Below are 17,048 nucleotides of genomic sequence, written 5' to 3'. Positions count from 1 at the left end.
CTTTAATTCTTCCTTCCTACTCCACTTTTTCAATAGGTGCAAACCTGGCTAACAGCTTTTTAATACCGATTGGGGTTGGAAAAGCAATTTGCAATTCCAAATCATCACGTTCCCCTTTTACCGTAACAACTGTTCCAATCCCCCACTTAGTATGTTTCACTTTATCCCCTACTTGCCAATCCGAACGAGGTTCAGGTCTTTTTTGCATCTCGGGCATAGTCGCCCTTTGCATAGGTCGGGTAGGTTGTGACCTTTCGCGTAAATCCTCTAAGACGTCCTCAGGTATCTCTTTAATAAAACGTGAAGGTGGATTTATTTGTGTTCTACCAAATAGCATCCGTGAACCAGCATGGGTCAGATATAATTCTTGCTCTGCCCGTGTAATTCCAACATAGGCTAGTCTTCGCTCTTCTTCCATTTCGTCCTCTTCCATTAACGCCCGATTATGAGGGAAAATGCCTTCTTCCATTCCTGCCAAGAAGACAACAGGAAATTCAAGTCCCTTCGCACTATGAAGGGTCATCATCGTAACACCTTTCTCTGCTTCAGCTTCATCCATTTGATCCACATCACTCACAAGTGCAATTTCTGTTAAGAAGGTCACTAATGATTTATCTTCACTTTTATTTTCAAATTCTAATGTGACAGAGAGTAATTCTTCAATATTTTCCAAGCGACTTTCTGCTTCCAGAGTTTTTTCTTTCTTTAATTCTTCACGGTAGCCTGTTTTCTCAATCACCTGTTCTGTTAATTCTGAGACCCCAAGATAATCTACCATTTGGCTAAATTGAGAAATGATCCCTGCAAATTCGCTCACCTTATTGGCTGCTTTTGCACTTAAACCGATAAAATCGACAACTTGAATAGCAGCAAACATCGATGTGCCTTGAGATGCAGCATATTCTGCAATTTTATCTACTGTTGCAGCTCCAATCCCCCGTTTAGGGACATTGATCACTCTACGTAAACTAATATCATCATCTGGATTGACGATTAAGCGAAGATACGCCATGATATCCTTGATTTCTTTGCGATCATAGAACTTGGTACCGCCAACCATTTTATAAGGAATATTCGATTTGATAAAAATTTCCTCAATCACACGAGTTTGGGCATTTGTCCGATATAGGACAGCAAAATCATGATACTGTTTTCCTTTGTCAATGCCATCTTGAATCACTTTGGCAATAAAATAGGCTTCATCATGTTCATTCATCGCTTCGTAAAGCGTAATTTTTTCTCCTTGAGGGTTCTCTGTCCAAAGATTTTTCTCTTTACGCTGAAAATTATTTTTAATGACCTCATTGGCTGCACGCAGAATATTCTTCGTTGAACGGTAATTTTGTTCCAGTTTAATCACTTGAGCATTAGGAAAATCCTTTTCAAAGTTTAGGATATTTTGAATATCTGCTCCACGCCATTTGTAAATCGATTGGTCTGTATCTCCAACGACACAGATATTTTGATAATGGTCTGCTAACATTTGTACTAATAGGTATTGTGCACGGTTTGTATCTTGATACTCATCAATATGAATATATTTAAATTTATTTTGATAAAAAGCTAATACTTCCGGTACTTGTTGAAATAATTGAACCGTTACCATGATCAAATCATCAAAATCTAAAGAGTGATTCGCCTTTAGCCTTGCTTGATACTTCTCATAAACGGCAAGTACCTTTTGCATAAAAAAGTCGTTCGCTATTTTGGCAAAAGCCTCTGGTGATTTCAGTTCATTCTTCGCTTGACTAATGGTGGCTTGAATCGCCTTTGGTTCAAACTTTTTGTTATCGATATTCAGTTCATTCATAATCTGTTTGATCACGTTCAACTGATCTGATGCATCTAAAATCGAGAAATTATTAGAATAGCCAAGTCGTTGAATATCTTTACGTAAAATACGGACACACATCGAATGGAAGGTAGAGATCCAAATGTCTTCTGCCTGTGGTCCCACTAATCGTGCAACGCGATCCTTCATTTCTCTTGCAGCTTTATTGGTAAAGGTAATCGCTAAGATACTCCATGGTGCAATCCCTTTATATAGTAAATGAGCAATACGATGGGTCAAAACCTTTGTTTTGCCACTTCCTGCTCCAGCTAGGATCAATAATGGTCCATTAATTGTTTCAACCGCTTTTTGTTGTTGTGGATTTAACCCTTTAAAAATATCATTACCTATCATTTGTTCCATTTTCTCCACCCTTTATCGCACGTTTGTTCGTTTTCCGGTTTCTCTACCAAATTATATCGAATCCGTCCCCTTGATTCAATAAGAAGGCAGGATTCAGAAAGTTTTTTTCAGAGTGGGACAATGGTTTTTCGTTTCTATGAATTTTAACAAGCATACAAAAATATACATAAAGAGATGGACAAAATAGGGGATGAATAAAGTGCAGCTCTTTTCTAAAGCAATTGCGATTCTATTAGGTAGTTTGATCCTTGCGGTAGGAATCAACTTTTTCCTTGTTCCTTTTCATTTATTAGATGGGGGAATGATTGGGATTGCATTGATTGTCAATTATTTGTCAGGAGTGAAGGTGGGCTTAACTATTATTTTATTAAGCATTCCAATATATCTATTGGCTTGGTTTAAATATCGATCATTTTTCTATCATAGTATTCATGGGATGCTCATCTCTTCTTTATTTATCGATGTTTTACGTCCGTATCAATACTATTTTTTGTATTATATAGAACTTGATCCATTAAGCAGTTCGATTATAGGTGGGCTCTTTGTCGGAACGGGAATTGGCATCATGCTCCGATTTAAAACAAGTACAGGCGGCACAGATCTATTAGCCCAATATTTGTCTACAATTCTTCCTATTAACGTTGGCTTGATCATTTTTATGATTGATGCGATCGTGATCTACTTAGGCGGGGTTTTGATTTCGAAGGAAACCTTAATTCTCTCCTTTATTACGATCATGGCAGTCGGTGTGGCCACATCTCTTTTAACCTGGAAGCAAAAGAAGGTGGTAAAATAAGAAATCAATGAACCAATTTTCTAATTCTGTCGTTCCTTGCCTTCCAAGACTTCCTAATAGAACTAAAATTACAAAAGCAGGAAGAACAATGAATGTAAATATTGTATATATTCGGACGATATATCTTTCAACCAAAGTTATAATCGCAACAATCAAAGTGACCAATATAAAACTATAGTAAACTACCCAAAACCAAGTAGGAAGTGTCGACCCCATTTAGATCATCTCCATCTAATACAAAAAAGTCAGCAATAACATTTATCTTATCATTTGCAATAGCAATTTCTCTCAAAACTCCACTAAGTCGTTTTTCTTTAATAATATTATTGTTTTTGATATTTATTTTCGTTAATAGTCCAGAATCTATTGAAGTGTTATGGATAACATATAAAAAATTATCTTTTACAACCAACTTAATTGGCAGTTTTTTTGTTTTTATATAGCGTTTATTCCCAGGTTCCGATGGTATTCCTGTAACAGGTACGTATAAATTCTCTTTATAAATCTTTTCTTTTTGTAAGCCACCAATATCGAGATTGATTTCTTCTACAACATCCCAATTTTGCGAAAATAGAACTATTTTACTTTTATTGTAAAGATTAGATGTAAAGATTACTCCATATTTAAATGATAATATGTTATTGTTGGACTGTTGTGTACATCCTAGGCTAACTATAAGTAGCCCTATTATCATTAATTTCAATTTTATCATGCAGCATGACCACCAGCCCATGCACTCGAGCTACTACTAGCAGTGTCTAACGTCACTAGAAACATTCCAGGTCTTGAATAGTAACCAGCTTGTATTGAAACGTCTCCAGAAACCTTTGAATCCCCATAATATTTGGAAACTTCACGAGATTTCCATTGCTTTTTAATGATTCAGTTTGCATTTTTTCCTGTTTTATCTCTGTCAGCTGTTTTTTAGTTTGGTGATGATTTTACTAGGTAGACGTCAACAATGAAAAAATAGTTCCCATTTTAAAAATATTATTAAAAATCGGGAACGTTTTTTCTATTTATAATGTCTAAAAGCCCACATTTCATTACTTGGAACGTAGGCTTTTGTTTTAAATACTTCTTCTTTAGAGATTACGAAATACCACCTGTGGCACTGCAATAAAATTCTGCAGATACCCTCAGATCGTACCATGTCATTCCGCTATATACAACATAACCTTGAGCCACTACATAGAAAGTGCGTCCACCATCAATAATACTCTCATCAATATAGTTACTATACCAGGTGTATCCGGAAGTTGCAGACTTAATGCTACTAACGTAGCTATTACTGGAAATCAATTGCCTGTCGTGAAAGCTACTGTAATAGGTTTCAATATTGGCAGTTATGTCGATTTTTACGCTTTTTGTTCCAACAGATACGTAGTCACTCTTTGTAACTGTTTGAAAAGCCATTGGCTGTATTTCACTTACCTTTTTAGCATGTTCTTCTGGGGTCAGCGCATTCGACTTATCGAATTTCAGTTTCGGAGTCTTCAATTGATATTCTCCAATAGCTTTGAGTGAAGCTTTAAATTCCTCAATAGGGGCTGCATTAGAAAAATCAAATTCTTCAAAAGGCTTAAGTTCGATTCTTGCGTTATACTTTTCTCTTGCTTCTTCGACAGCCGATTGGTAATGGTTATACAGTTCTTTTTTATCAGAAATCGTTATATCATCAGTTGTTGCAAAAACAGCAGTGCTCATAGAGAGCATCATAATTAATGCTAACGTTAGACTAAGGATTCTTTTCATAATTATCACCATTCCATTCATAACTTTAGAAATACAAAATTGTACATCAACTGGTTTAATCCTTATGTTCAATCATTGAGTAAACAACTTTTTTAACTATCGCAAAAAAGAATTATTGTAAAAAATTTTTTAGAACACTTATAATAGTCGTTAGAGGCTCCGTATATTTATCCAATCATTAGGTTTAGCTGCTTAATCTTTTGGAGGTATAAGGAACCCTTATTTAATTTGTCCGGTGACCTTATATGCCTCATAGCATGTCCACCTCCCTTTTTCATATTTACCTTTTTAAAAATTTAAAAGGAAAATATTTTTTTAGATCCTTTTATACAAGATCTTTCTAAATCATAACCAATTGGTCGACCAAAATCATTTTGGTGATGATTTTATTAGGTAGACGTCAACAATGAAAAAATAGTTCCCATTTTAAAAATATTATTAAAAATCGGGAACGATTTTTCTTTTTATTACGTCTATCTAATGAAAAAATCTCTAGGAGGTATACAAGGTGAAACAACTAAAAAAAGTCGGTATTTTATTACTAACTGCATGGATGATTTCTGGTGTTTTTTTTACTGATACTAGTTTAGCTGCAGATAAAACCAAGGTTCCTTCAGCACCAACGGAAGGGAACCCGTCTAAAAATTCTAATTTTGGTTCTATGGAAGAAAGTATTGAGATTCAGTCCACACAGTATATAAAAAGCTGGAATACAAACATTAATAATTTATCTGTGAATATCGTAAATGTTAGTGGTTTTACTGATTCTTACTCAACAGTAGAGACAATTTCAGTTGACCTTTATTTACAATATTGGGATTCAGGACAAGGGAAATGGGTTGACTTAGTGCACGTAGGGGAATTTAAACAATCAAACACATCTCATGTTGCAGGCACTGATGACGTAGCAGTTTCTAGCGGGTTTTATTACCGAACAAGAGGAATTCATTACATTATTGAAAACGGAACGGTGGAGGAAACAAGTTCAGTATCTACATACATTTATTTAAAATAATAACTAGAGGGCATTTTTTTGATGCCCTCTTTTTCTTGACCCTATCTTTCAGATAGACTTAGCTATTTCTAACATTTCATGATCTGATAATTGACTTTCTATTAAAAATTGAACGTCTTGATGAACCCAAATTATTTTTTTTGTCCCATCTTTAAATGTAAACATTGTTCCCTTTATTCCATTGATATTAACCTCTTTTATAACAGTGTCTTCATTATCTACTCCAAATGAATAACCCATTTGGTCTTTAACGAAAATTTCCTGTATAGAAAATGTTTGTTGTTCATTTTTATAATGAAGTTTGATCTCATTGCTTTTTCGATCACCCACTCTGATCACAGAAACATAGCTAAGTTCAAATCCGGGGGGAACTTTTTTAGGAACATTGATTGTGAAACCATCAATCATTTTTTGTGCTTCTGTTAGACTCATATCTTCCACTTTTATTTGTTTATTTAAAACCTGAGCCTCTGGCTTCGGTCCATTACTGTTTGAGGAAATTGGCTGCCCAATTTTCCCTGTTAAATCGGTAATCGTACCTTGAGCCTTTAAAAAGAATTTTGAAATCCAATCAAATGCCGATGCATTCGGAGATTGATAAAAGAACGCAGCAAGTATAAAAACACTAATAATTACAACACTAATACGCTTCATTCGTTTCTGAAACTTTAAGGAATTGCTATTTTGGGAATACAGCATATGACGTATATTTTCCCATGTCTCTTCTTTTGAAACAAGTGGCGGGGGACTGTTTTTAAGTTCCTCCTCAATAATTTCCTTCATTAAATGATCGATATTCACGTCTTTTTTCTTCATAAAGAATCACCATCCATGTTATCTGAGCTTAACAGAAGGGATTTTAATTTGTTTTTTGCCCGATAGATTCTAGACTTAACCGTACCAATATTCTCTCCAAGTATCTTCGCAATTTCTTGTTCTTTTAACTCATGTCCATATTTTAAAATAATAACCGCACGAAAATTAGCTGGTAACTCGTTGATCGCAAATCGAAGATTTTCTTTTAACCATACCAGCTCAATCTCAGATTCAACAGAACTAGATAATGGTTGTGAGACAATCTCCTTTTCTAAGAAGGTATCCTCTGTCGGAATACCGTTAGATCTTTTTTGTTTGCGAATCATGTCAATAGCAGTTCGTGTTACAATTACAGATAACCATGTACCGACACTTTCATAATTTTTCAGTTGATCCATATGATTAAACGCCTTAAGAAAGGTTTCTTGCAAGATATCCTGAGCTAGATAGTGATCTTTAGTAATGAAGTATGCTTTACGATACACTTGCTCATGAAACATTTCAAATAAGATTCGTTTAGATTCTTCATCCTTCTTCTGAATTTTTGCCATTACAGATTTTAACACTATGGCTTTCCTCCCCAACACGAAACAATTATGTAACAAAAAGTTTCATGCTTTTTTAGCTCTTTTCTATTAACACTTGGAAAAGTTTGGAGACTCCTTTATAATATAGACTCAACAAACTTAGTAATCGTTGCGAAAAAATTTAATTTTTTTAAATTGAGAGAAAAGACCCATATTTTTGGGGATCATTAGTGACTGAATGGTTAATTAAGTAGTATATTAGCCCTGTGTTTAACAGATCCACAGGGCTAATAGAGACATCTAAATAAATATATATGGGGATATACGTAAAGTTCCTTAGTTTTTAATTCGTTCAAGCATCTTCAAAAAATATACAAACACAAAAGACTTATTTGTTATCATTTATTTTAATTTTTTGTTTTTCTGCTTCTACTTGTTTTATTCTGCTTTCTTCTAGAATTCTCATAAAATCTGCTACGGGTATATTGAACTTTTCACCATTTTCATTTAATCTTGTTACTTCTTTTATTTCTCCGGTTTTTACCTCTTCCTTATTAGGTTCAAATTCCTTATGATTAAAATCATTCGTGAATATTAAGGAAAAAATAATCCAGCTAACAATTAAAAGACCTATATAAAAACTCTTCAACATATTCACCCCAACTAAGTCTAAAATGATTTCAGGAAGCAGGGGATTTCCCATGCTTTACTTCATCACAATAAATAGCTATTTCCTATTAAGTCATAGGAGTTCTTTATCTATTACGTATCCATTGAAGTTACTCCTGTTGTTTTCAATAATATTGACGATGCGAATTTAAAAATAGTTCCTTAAATTTTTAAAAATTTAAAAATCAAACAAAAAAGCTTGTAGACTAATCTTATAAAAGACTTTATCTACAAGCTGAAAATGATGATAAGATCTTCATCTGAAAATCAATAACTGACTAAATCAATTGTAATTGCTTTAAGCCAAAGCGGATTCCACCTTCATCTACATGTTTTGTAGTGAATTTGGCAAATGGTTTTACTTCTTCATGAGCATTTCCCATGGCCACACCCGCTCCTACGAAGGACAGCATTTCTCGATCATTCAAACCATCACCAAAGGCTACAGCCTCTGAAGGATTAATGTCTAGTTTACGAAGGAACATCTCAATTCCCTTTGCTTTAGATCCACCTTTTGGAATCACATCCATGGAGTATTGGTGCCAACGAACAAAATGAAAATGAGGATAATGATCGTGATAGTACTTTTCCTCATCTGCTTCACAGTAAAGCAAGGCTTGGTAAATCGTTTCTTCCTGCCAATATTGTTGACGATATTTTGGCGGGGTTAGCTTAAGAGAATGAAAGGACTGAATCACATGTAGATCTTGATCCACATTCGCAAAAAAATCCTTGTGACTTAGAAAAACCATCGTATGCTTTCTACGTTTTGCCTCCTGTTCAAGCAAGGATAGGTCTTCTTGGCGAAATGGATGATGATAGATGACTTCCCCTTTATATACCACGTAAGAACCATTAAAAGAGACAAATGAATCGATTCCTAGTTCTTCTCTTATCTTTGTAAAATGAAATGGCGCTCTACCTGTCGCAATGGCCACTTCGATTCCTCGTTCTTTTAAACGCTTAATCGCCTCTTTGGTATCGTTTGGAATCTGCTTTTCTTCATTCACTAATGTTCCGTCTATATCAAAAAATACGATTTTATAAGACATCTGATACACTCCTATTATTTTTAATTATCTGCCTAAATATAATCAATCATTTTACATAAAGAAATTATAACACATGATCTTTAAAGAAAATTGCTACACAAAAATAAAATTTTTTGTATAAATTTTGTTTTTATAAACATTCTATGGATGTATCCCTAATCTTAGTTAAGGAGTGATCATACGTGCCTTTACTTGAAATTAGTGTAGTTCCTGTTGGTACAAATACACCTAGTTTTAGTTCTCACGTTTCTCATGCTGTTCAACTCATTGAACAGAAAGGATTAAAGTATCAGGTTATGCCTACAGCAACCATTATTGAAGGAGATCTAAACCAATTAATGGAGATCGCAAAAGAAATTCATCAAGATGCACTTTCCAATGGAGTAAGTCGTGTTATCACCAATATGAGTATTGATGATCGAACAGATAAGACTATAAACATGACTCATCAAGTCGAAGTCGTTCAACAATCTTTACATTGACGTTAAAAAACGAAAAAGAAGATGCCATTTTTGTATAGGGCACCTTCTTTTTTACTATAGACAGTTGGTTGATCCAATTTATAAATAAATCTTCTTTCCATTTTCTCTAAATTCTTCTGCTTTTTCTTTTAATCCTTCATCAATCGCCTTTTCTAATGAGAGATCTTTATTTTTTGCGTATTCTCGAATGTCCTGGGTAATTCGCATACTACAGAATTTTGGTCCACACATCGAGCAAAAATGTACTGTTTTTGCTGATTCAGCAGGAAGGGTTTCGTCATGATATTCCATTGCCCGTTCCGGATCAAGGGATAGATTAAACTGATCATACCAACGGAATTCAAAACGTGCTTTGGAAAGTGCATCATCTCTTATTTGTGCACCCGGGTGTCCTTTTGCTAAATCTGCTGCATGAGCAGCGATCTTATATGCAATAACCCCTTCCCGTACATCTTGTTTGTTAGGCAGCCCAAGGTGTTCTTTTGGTGTAACATAGCAAAGCATGGCTGTACCAAACCAAGCGATCATAGCTGCGCCAATAGCTGAAGTAATATGATCATAACCTGGTGCAATATCAGTTGTAAGTGGGCCTAATGTATAAAATGGAGCTTCGTGACAAACTTCAAGCTGACGTTCTACATTTTCTTTAATTTTATGCATAGGAACATGTCCCGGCCCTTCGATCATCACTTGAACATCATGCTCCCAAGCAATCTTTGTCAGTTCACCAAGGGTTTGTAACTCAGCAAATTGAGCTTCATCATTTGCGTCAGCAATTGAGCCTGGACGTAAACCATCACCAAGGGATAAGGCTACATCATAAGTTTTCACTATTTTACAAATCTCTTCAAAATGAGTATAGAGAAAATTTTCTTCATGGTGGGCAAGACACCAAGCAGCCATGATCGATCCACCCCGAGAAACAATCCCTGTTACACGTTTTGCTGTCATAGGAATATAACGTAACAAAACGCCTGCATGAATGGTGAAATAATCTACTCCTTGTTCTGCTTGCTCAATTAATGTCTCTCGAAATATTTCCCAAGTTAAGTCTTCAGCTTTTCCATTCACTTTCTCAAGTGCTTGGTAGATAGGAACAGTCCCAATAGGAACTGGGGAATTACGAAGAATCCACTCACGCGTCTCATGAATATTTTGACCTGTGGAGAGATCCATCACCGTATCTGCTCCCCAATGGATTGCCCATGTCATTTTTTCTACTTCTTCTTTGATGGAAGATGAGACAGCAGAGTTGCCAATATTCGCATTGATTTTTACATGGAAATTACGGCCAATGATCATCGGTTCACTTTCTGGGTGGTTAATATTTGCAGGAATAATGGCACGTCCACTTGCAACTTCTTGCCGTACAAATTCAGGTGAAACATTTTCTCGAATCGAAACAAATTCCATTTCTGGGGTAATCATTCCCTGACGAGCATAATGCAATTGAGTAACGTTCCTTCCTGGTTTTGCACGCAAATGGTTGCGATCTTCGTATTCTTCCACATCACCGCGTTCTAAAATCCATTGACGACGAACTTTAGGTAACCCTTGTTGAATATCTACTACAAATGATGGATCAGTGTAAGGACCACTTGTGTCATATACACGGACAGGAAGGTTTTTTTCTTTACCATACGACTCTGATGAAGGGGATAATTCTATTTGCCGCATAGGAACCCTAATATCAGGTCTAGAGCCTTGAACATAGACTTTTTTACTCCCTGGAAAAGAAGACATAGAAACAGAAATTTGCTGGTTTGTATTACTTGACATATTTGTACCTCCTCTTTGAAAAGTTCTTATCTACTAATTCGAACCTTTTCTAATAAGGCGAAGGGAAAACATGTAAAAAGGCCACCTAGATAAATAGGCGGCCTAGTAATTGTACATGTTATACGTACGTCCATTCCTCCGCTGGCATTATCCAGTTCAGGTTCAACGGTCGATAACGGTATAGTTATCCTCTCAGCCCAGTTCCCCAAGCTCCCGCATATTCAGTTTATAATGTAAAAATATCTGATATACATGATTTTGTCAATTTATTTTTATACTTCATTAATGTTTTTCACTGTCTTCATAGCCAATTCAAAGTCTTCATAGATTAAATTGCCAATTATAATTGTATCTGCATATTGGCTCATCTCTACTGATTTTTCAATTGAATCAATTCCCCCACCATAGAAGATCTTAGACTGCTGAACGATATTTTTTATTTCTTTGAGCCAATCAGGATTTCCATATGCTCCACTATATTCAATATAAAGGATTGGTAACTTCAACATTTGGTCTACGATTCTAGCATACGCCAAAACATCTTCTAAATCCAAATCTGTTCTACTTTCGGTCAACTTTGCAACTGAAGATTGCTGATTTAAAACCACATATCCTTCTACAAACACTTGATTCCAATTGATTAACTCTCCATACATCTTCAAAGCTTTTTGATGGATATTTAAGATCCAATCTGGGTTTTGAGCGTTGACTACAAAGGGAATAAAATAATAATCAAATCCTGGAACAATCGCTTTTAAATCAGATACTTCCTGAAGAACTGTAGCAGAATATTTTCGTACCCATCGTAGTAACTGAGCCGTATCGTCATAAGTGATTCCTAAAGTGCCACCAATCAGAATTGCATCTGTCCCTGATTCACAAAGTTGTTTGACTTGCTCTTCTGTAATTGGCCGATTTGGATCTAATTTAAACATATGTTTAAGTGATGATAACCATTGGCCACTCATACAATCCTCCAACATTCAGTATCAAAGAAAAGTTTAACTTTCTTTTCCATCTAAAAAGGGAAGTAGCTTAACTACTCCCCTTTACTTTACCATGTAATGACTTACTTTTCAGTATTTGTTTCGTCATTGGAAATTCGATCAAGAGCTAGACGGTAACCATCATTTCCATAATTAAGGCATCTTTTTACCCTTGAAATGGTCGCTGTACTCGCCCCTGTTTCTGCCTCAATTTGGTTATACGTATAACTTCTTGTTAACATGCGAGCCACTTCTAAACGCTGTGCTAAAGATTGGATTTCATTTACTGTACATAAATCATCAAAGAATTTATATGCTTCTTCTAAAGTTTCAAGCGCTAGTATCGATTTAAATAGTTGATCTACCGTTTTATCCTTTAATTTTTCAAATGGCACTTTTTCTCACCTCTCGTCAATAGAGTACCATATTTATTTAAAAAAATATAGTCATACCAGTAGACTTTTTTGCATTAAACAAAAAAATGTAATCGGATACATGTTAGACGTACCAAGTCTTGTATTTTCGCGTTAAAACGATGAAATGTCTACTGGTAAGAGACAGGAGTGCTGTTCTGTACAACAATCGTCCAGGTTTGACCAGGAAGTAATCCTTGTTCCTTTCCATCAACATAAGCCCTAATAACACCATCTTTTCTTTCCCAAGTGATTTCTTTCATAGCACCATTTTGAAACAAATACCCTTTACCTGGTCCATATAAGTTAATACTTCTTCTACCTTCATTATCTAAAATTTTATGTTCTGCTCGTATCACTAATAAATTCTTTGCTGTTAATTGTTCTTCTGTTTCTAAATCTGTATGTGGTTGTCCATTTATATAACGGTTATATTGTTTTTTTGTTTCATCATATTGATAACCAACGATATATTTTGAATAGTATTCAATATTAATTTCTTTTGCAGGCGTACCTGTTACGATTTCATCTTCCTTTAGAAATGGAATGGTTGGAATGTATCCTTCCGAACGGTATCCTTTCTTTTCTGCAAAAGTTCTAATTTTATCTATACTTGTATATAAGTTGTGGGGCATTTTCCTAAAATCGACTCTCCAAAAGGCAGAACCTGAGTTTTTAATTTCATCTAAATCAGGTAGGTTATCCCTTTGTAGAATCGCATAAGCGGCTTCACTTGCTCCAGCATGTACGATTAAACCATCAAAGCCATTGATTAAATCGATATAATAGGGACGTATACTTCTTACAGGACCAACTACTTTTGGTGCCTTGCTTTGATAAAATGCTACAAACCGGGTAATCATTCCTTCAGCAAGGATCTCATATACCATATCTGCTTCTATCAAACCACTTTGTGGTCTTGCTTTTGGATGATTATTTACCATAACACCAATAATTCTTTCTTTAACTTCATTGTCAACATGTAACCCAGTTAATGGTGCAGTATATTTAGATGCCCATACTTCTTCTTTTTCTATTTCTGTAGACTTTGTTTTATTTTCTATCTGTTTTTCTTCATTTATTACTTTAACTGTTGCCTGATTACTACACCCTACAATCTGAACTACAAACATTAATAGCACTATTATTGCCGCGAATCTTTTCATCTGATCACCCTTTTTACTTTTTCACTTATATTTATCCTTTACCTATTTCTATTTTTTAAATTATTTTCCTCCAATATTTAATTGAAAAACAGATGATCTATTTTATGTAAATTAAATTTCACAAAAAAAGAAGGTGTATTAGCAGTAAATCTGCAATACCCCTTCGTCTTTTATACTTTACATATTTTATTATTTACCAGCTAGAATTGCCTCTAAGTCATCCTTAACAGTTCCAATTGGTTTGATGTCAAATTTTTCTACTAATACTTTTAATACATTAGGAGAAATGAATGCTGGTAATGTTGGCCCTAAGCGAATTCCTTTTACTCCTAAGTATAATAATGCTAATAATACAGCAACAGCTTTTTGCTCATACCAAGCGATGGTATATGATAGTGGAAGGTCATTAATATCTTCAACACCAAGAGCTTCTACTAATTTTTGTGCAATAACTACTAAGGAATAGGAGTCATTACATTGACCAGCATCTAATATTCTTGGAATGCCACCAATATCGCCAAGATCTAATTTATTGTAGCGATATTTTGCACAACCAGCTGTTAATATGACCGTATCATTTGGTAATTCTCTTGCCATATCCTTGTAGTAATCCCTTGTTTTATGTCTTCCTTCACAACCAGCCATAACAACGAATCGATTAATAGCACCTGATTGTACAGCGTCTACTACTTTATCTGCTACACTTAGGACAGCATTACGTGCAAATCCACCAGGAATTGTACCATTTTCAATTTCAGTTGGAGGCTCACATTTTAGAGCATGCTCAATAATTTTTGAGAAGTCCTTTTGCTCACCAGGTTTACGATCTTCAATATGATTTAAGCCTGGGAATCCAACTACTCCTGTTGTATAAACTCTGTCTTGGTAAGAAGCTTTTGGTGGAACTAAACAGTTTGTAGTCATTAGAATAGGCCCATTGAAGGATTCAAATTCACGGTTTTGCTCCCACCAAGAGTTACCGTAGTTTCCAACAAAGTGATCATATTTTTTGAAGAAAGGATAAGCATTAGCTGGAAGCATTTCACCATGTGTATATACGTCTATACCTTTATCCTTAGATTGCTCTAATAATTCTTCTAAATCTTTTAAGTCATGTCCACTGATTAGAATACCAGGACGATTTCTAACACCGATATTAATCTGGGTTGGTTCTGGATGACCATATGTGCCTGTATTAGCTCTATCAAGCATTTCCATAGCTTTAACTGCAGTAGCACCAGCATCCATAATAATGCCAACTAAATCGTCAGCTGAAAGACTATCATCTGTTGTTGCAGCTAAACCTTTATGTAAGAAGCTAAATATTTCATCATTTTGTTCATCTAAAACAAAAGCGTGTTCTATATATGCTGAAATACCTTTTAATCCATATATTAATAATTCTCTTAATGAACGTATATCTTCGTTTGCTGTTGCTAGTACCCCTACTAATTCTCCCTTTTTGTAGAAATCCTCTACATTGTCACTATACCATGTAGCCATTTCAGGTAATTCTTCATTAAATTCCGTTCCATACTTCTCTTTATATGCTGCTAAGAAGCTTGTTTTAACTTTTTCACGAAGAGCTAATGCTTCCTTGATCTTAGTTTCAAAGTAAACTGGATCAAAGTTTACGTTTGTAATGGTTGAAAATAGATTTTTAGCAATAAATAAACCTGTCTCTGCATCATTTATACCTACTTGCTTAGCTTTTTCTGCATAAATAGAGATTCCTTTTAATACATAAATTAATAAGTCTTGAAGGTTAGTAACTTCAGGTGTCTTACCACAGACACCAACAACTGTACAGCCTACATTCTTAGATGTCTCTTGACATTGATAACAAAACATACTCATTTTCTTTTCATCTCCCTGCATTAACATTGTGTACATTTCTTTTACCCTGCAGTTATTACTATACCTTGTTTACAACATTATTTCTGTGAAAAAAGTCACAACCTTAAAAACTTTTTAGCTCAAATTTACGAAAAGATATTAACTGAAAATTATGACTATATTTATGTAATGCTAGCGAAAAAGGGTGTCAATTGAACTAATTCATTGACACCCGCAAATTGTACTTATTTTTTTCTGACTAATAAACAATTTATAATTTAGCTACGAATTAGCTATTCGATTAATTGTTTTATTTGCAATATCTCTTCTATAATGTGCACCTTCAAAGTTAATGTTGTTAACTCCCTGATAAGCTCTTCTTTGTGCTTCTTCTATTGTTGTACCTAATCCAGTTACGGCAAGAACTCTACCTCCAGCTGTAACTAATTGTTCCTCTAGGAGCTTAGCACCTGCATAAAAAACCTGTGTTTTTGATGGCATAGCATGCTCTATTATTGGCATACCTTTTTTATATTCCTTTGGATAACCTGCTGAAACCATTACAACACTAACCGCTGCTTCTTTTTTCCATTCTAAGTGCATTTCATTTAACCGTTTATCTCTTATCGCTAATAGAACTTCAACTAAATCGGTTTCTAATCTAGGAAGAACAACCTGTGTTTCAGGATCACCAAACCTTGCATTAAATTCTATAACCATTGGACCTTCATTTGTGATCATTAATCCAGCATACAAAATACCTGTAAAAGGTATTCCTTCTTGTTTCATAGCTTCGACAGTTGGTAATAAAATTTGATCATATACTTCGTTTAACAAGGATTCCTTCATATGAGGAACAGGTGAATAAGCACCCATTCCACCAGTATTTGGACCTTTGTCTTCATCATAAACAGGCTTATGATCTTGAGCAGGCTCCATTACAGCGATACTGTTAGCATCTACAAAGGCCATAACGGTTAATTCTTCTCCTGATAGAAACTCTTCAATCACAACTGATTGACCAGCATCACCAAAAATTTTATCTTCCATGATACTATTAATAGCTGATATCGCCTCTTCTAATTGATGAGCCACAACTACTCCTTTTCCTGCTGCAATCCCATCTGCTTTAATCACTACTGGCACTCCCTGTTGTTTTACATAATCGATTGCCTCTTTTGATGTATAGAATACTTGATAATTACCAGTAGGAATTCGATATTTTCCCATTAATTGCTTTGCGAACGATTTGCTTCCCTCAATTTGAGCTGCTGCTTTTGTTGGACCAATGATCGGGAGGCCTTGTTCTTGAAATACATCGACAATTCCTTCAATTAAAGGCTGCTCAGGTCCTACAACTGTTAGATCAATCTTATACTCTCTAACTGCCATTATTAATTTTTCAAAATCATTTTCAGCAATCGGTAAGCAAATTGCATCTTGTGCAATTCCACCATTACCCGGAGCACAATACACTTGATTAACTTTTGGACTTTTTTTTAGGGTTTTAACAATTGCGTGTTCTCTTCCCCCTTGGCCTACTACTAAAATATTCATATCCA

General features: G+C 35.0%; 16 protein-coding genes. 3 read left to right on the top strand and 13 right to left on the bottom strand.

Annotated elements, in window-relative coordinates:
- Positions 1-16: 16 nt before the first annotated feature.
- Positions 17-2,194: a DNA helicase PcrA gene (gene pcrA, locus TEPIDINF_RS12575; protein WP_421692189.1), complete on the bottom strand. Its 2,178-nt coding sequence runs from the start codon at positions 2,192-2,194 to the stop codon at positions 17-19.
- A 199-nt stretch (positions 2,195-2,393) separates the two neighbouring features.
- Here pcrA and TEPIDINF_RS12570 point away from each other — a divergent pair, with 199 nt between their 5' ends.
- Entirely contained in the window at positions 2,394-2,990 is a 597-nt protein-coding gene (locus TEPIDINF_RS12570) for a YitT family protein (protein WP_255421852.1), read from the top strand.
- Between the two features lie 172 nt (positions 2,991-3,162).
- Here TEPIDINF_RS12570 and TEPIDINF_RS12565 read toward each other — a convergent pair whose 3' ends face one another.
- The gene (locus tag TEPIDINF_RS12565; RefSeq protein WP_421692188.1) at positions 3,163-3,702 is read right to left on the bottom strand and encodes a hypothetical protein; all 540 of its coding nucleotides are present in this window, start codon (positions 3,700-3,702) and stop codon (positions 3,163-3,165) included.
- A 380-nt stretch (positions 3,703-4,082) separates the two neighbouring features.
- Positions 4,083-4,745: a hypothetical protein gene (locus TEPIDINF_RS12560; RefSeq protein ID WP_421692187.1), complete on the bottom strand. Its 663-nt coding sequence runs from the start codon at positions 4,743-4,745 to the stop codon at positions 4,083-4,085.
- Between the two features lie 508 nt (positions 4,746-5,253).
- On the opposite strand from TEPIDINF_RS12560, the gene TEPIDINF_RS12555 reads away from it, so the two are divergent.
- Complete coding sequence (locus tag TEPIDINF_RS12555) at positions 5,254-5,760, top strand: hypothetical protein (RefSeq protein ID WP_421692186.1); 507 nt, start codon at positions 5,254-5,256, stop codon at positions 5,758-5,760.
- A 48-nt stretch (positions 5,761-5,808) separates the two neighbouring features.
- Here TEPIDINF_RS12555 and TEPIDINF_RS12550 read toward each other — a convergent pair whose 3' ends face one another.
- The 4 genes from TEPIDINF_RS12550 to TEPIDINF_RS12535 form a co-directional block, all read right to left on the bottom strand.
- Positions 5,809-6,576, bottom strand: a complete 768-nt coding sequence (locus TEPIDINF_RS12550; RefSeq protein ID WP_421692185.1) for a DUF4367 domain-containing protein — start codon at positions 6,574-6,576, stop codon at positions 5,809-5,811.
- Complete coding sequence (locus TEPIDINF_RS12545) at positions 6,573-7,142, bottom strand: RNA polymerase sigma factor (protein WP_421692184.1); 570 nt, start codon at positions 7,140-7,142, stop codon at positions 6,573-6,575. Before TEPIDINF_RS12545 ends, TEPIDINF_RS12550 begins: the two co-directional genes overlap by 4 nt.
- Positions 7,143-7,491: 349 nt before the next feature.
- Entirely contained in the window at positions 7,492-7,806 is a 315-nt protein-coding gene (locus TEPIDINF_RS12540; protein ID WP_421692183.1) for a hypothetical protein, read from the bottom strand.
- 244 nt (positions 7,807-8,050) lie between these two features.
- Positions 8,051-8,824, bottom strand: a complete 774-nt coding sequence (locus TEPIDINF_RS12535; RefSeq protein WP_421692182.1) for a Cof-type HAD-IIB family hydrolase — start codon at positions 8,822-8,824, stop codon at positions 8,051-8,053.
- A 182-nt stretch (positions 8,825-9,006) separates the two neighbouring features.
- Between TEPIDINF_RS12535 and TEPIDINF_RS12530 the strand changes: the two genes are divergently transcribed.
- Complete coding sequence (locus TEPIDINF_RS12530; protein WP_068722258.1) at positions 9,007-9,306, top strand: MTH1187 family thiamine-binding protein; 300 nt, start codon at positions 9,007-9,009, stop codon at positions 9,304-9,306.
- A 78-nt stretch (positions 9,307-9,384) separates the two neighbouring features.
- Here TEPIDINF_RS12530 and thiC read toward each other — a convergent pair whose 3' ends face one another.
- From thiC to purD, 6 genes are all read right to left on the bottom strand, one after another.
- The gene (gene thiC / locus TEPIDINF_RS12525) at positions 9,385-11,085 is read right to left on the bottom strand and encodes a phosphomethylpyrimidine synthase ThiC (RefSeq protein ID WP_421692181.1); all 1,701 of its coding nucleotides are present in this window, start codon (positions 11,083-11,085) and stop codon (positions 9,385-9,387) included.
- A 272-nt stretch (positions 11,086-11,357) separates the two neighbouring features.
- A complete protein-coding gene (pcrB, locus tag TEPIDINF_RS12520) occupies positions 11,358-12,053 on the bottom strand; it encodes a heptaprenylglyceryl phosphate synthase (protein WP_068722253.1) in 696 nt (231 codons plus the stop codon).
- 101 nt (positions 12,054-12,154) lie between these two features.
- Positions 12,155-12,466 (bottom strand): YerC/YecD family TrpR-related protein, encoded by a 312-nt coding sequence (locus TEPIDINF_RS12515; protein ID WP_068722250.1) that lies wholly within the window; start codon positions 12,464-12,466, stop codon positions 12,155-12,157.
- Between the two features lie 149 nt (positions 12,467-12,615).
- A complete protein-coding gene (locus TEPIDINF_RS12510) occupies positions 12,616-13,650 on the bottom strand; it encodes a DUF3048 domain-containing protein (RefSeq protein ID WP_421692180.1) in 1,035 nt (344 codons plus the stop codon).
- A gap of 189 nt (positions 13,651-13,839) precedes the next feature.
- Positions 13,840-15,501 (bottom strand): hydroxylamine reductase, encoded by a 1,662-nt coding sequence (hcp, locus tag TEPIDINF_RS12505; RefSeq protein WP_421692321.1) that lies wholly within the window; start codon positions 15,499-15,501, stop codon positions 13,840-13,842.
- 267 nt (positions 15,502-15,768) lie between these two features.
- Positions 15,769-17,043 carry a phosphoribosylamine--glycine ligase gene (gene purD, locus TEPIDINF_RS12500; RefSeq protein ID WP_421692179.1) on the bottom strand — a complete coding sequence of 425 codons (1,275 nt, stop codon included), beginning with the start codon at positions 17,041-17,043 and terminating at the stop codon, positions 15,769-15,771.
- Positions 17,044-17,048 lie beyond the last annotated feature (5 nt).

This window comes from Tepidibacillus infernus (assembly GCF_048898065.1).
In the GTDB taxonomy this organism is placed as follows: domain Bacteria; phylum Bacillota; class Bacilli; order Tepidibacillales; family Tepidibacillaceae; genus Tepidibacillus_B; species Tepidibacillus_B infernus.
Note: the sequence above shows the minus strand (reverse complement) of the source record. Positions and strands in the feature narration are given on the sequence as shown.

Bases quoted from the DNA above. Each gene is read 5' to 3' on its own strand.
- TEPIDINF_RS12565 (WP_421692188.1), bottom strand. From the start codon at position 3,702: ATGATAAAATTGAAATTAATGATAATAGGGCTACTTATAGTTAGCCTA.
- pcrB (WP_068722253.1), bottom strand. From the start codon at position 12,053: ATGAGTGGCCAATGGTTATCATCACTTAAACATATGTTTAAATTAGAT.
- TEPIDINF_RS12540 (WP_421692183.1), bottom strand. From the start codon at position 7,806: ATGGGAAATCCCCTGCTTCCTGAAATCATTTTAGACTTAGTTGGGGTG.
- TEPIDINF_RS12550 (WP_421692185.1), bottom strand. From the start codon at position 6,576: ATGAAGAAAAAAGACGTGAATATCGATCATTTAATGAAGGAAATTATT.
- TEPIDINF_RS12510 (WP_421692180.1), bottom strand. From the start codon at position 13,650: ATGAAAAGATTCGCGGCAATAATAGTGCTATTAATGTTTGTAGTTCAG.
- hcp (WP_421692321.1), bottom strand. From the start codon at position 15,501: ATGTTTTGTTATCAATGTCAAGAGACATCTAAGAATGTAGGCTGTACA.
- TEPIDINF_RS12535 (WP_421692182.1), bottom strand. From the start codon at position 8,824: ATGTCTTATAAAATCGTATTTTTTGATATAGACGGAACATTAGTGAAT.
- pcrA (WP_421692189.1), bottom strand. From the start codon at position 2,194: ATGGAACAAATGATAGGTAATGATATTTTTAAAGGGTTAAATCCACAA.
- thiC (WP_421692181.1), bottom strand. From the start codon at position 11,085: ATGTCAAGTAATACAAACCAGCAAATTTCTGTTTCTATGTCTTCTTTT.
- purD (WP_421692179.1), bottom strand. From the start codon at position 17,043: ATGAATATTTTAGTAGTAGGCCAAGGGGGAAGAGAACACGCAATTGTT.
- TEPIDINF_RS12560 (WP_421692187.1), bottom strand. From the start codon at position 4,745: ATGAAAAGAATCCTTAGTCTAACGTTAGCATTAATTATGATGCTCTCT.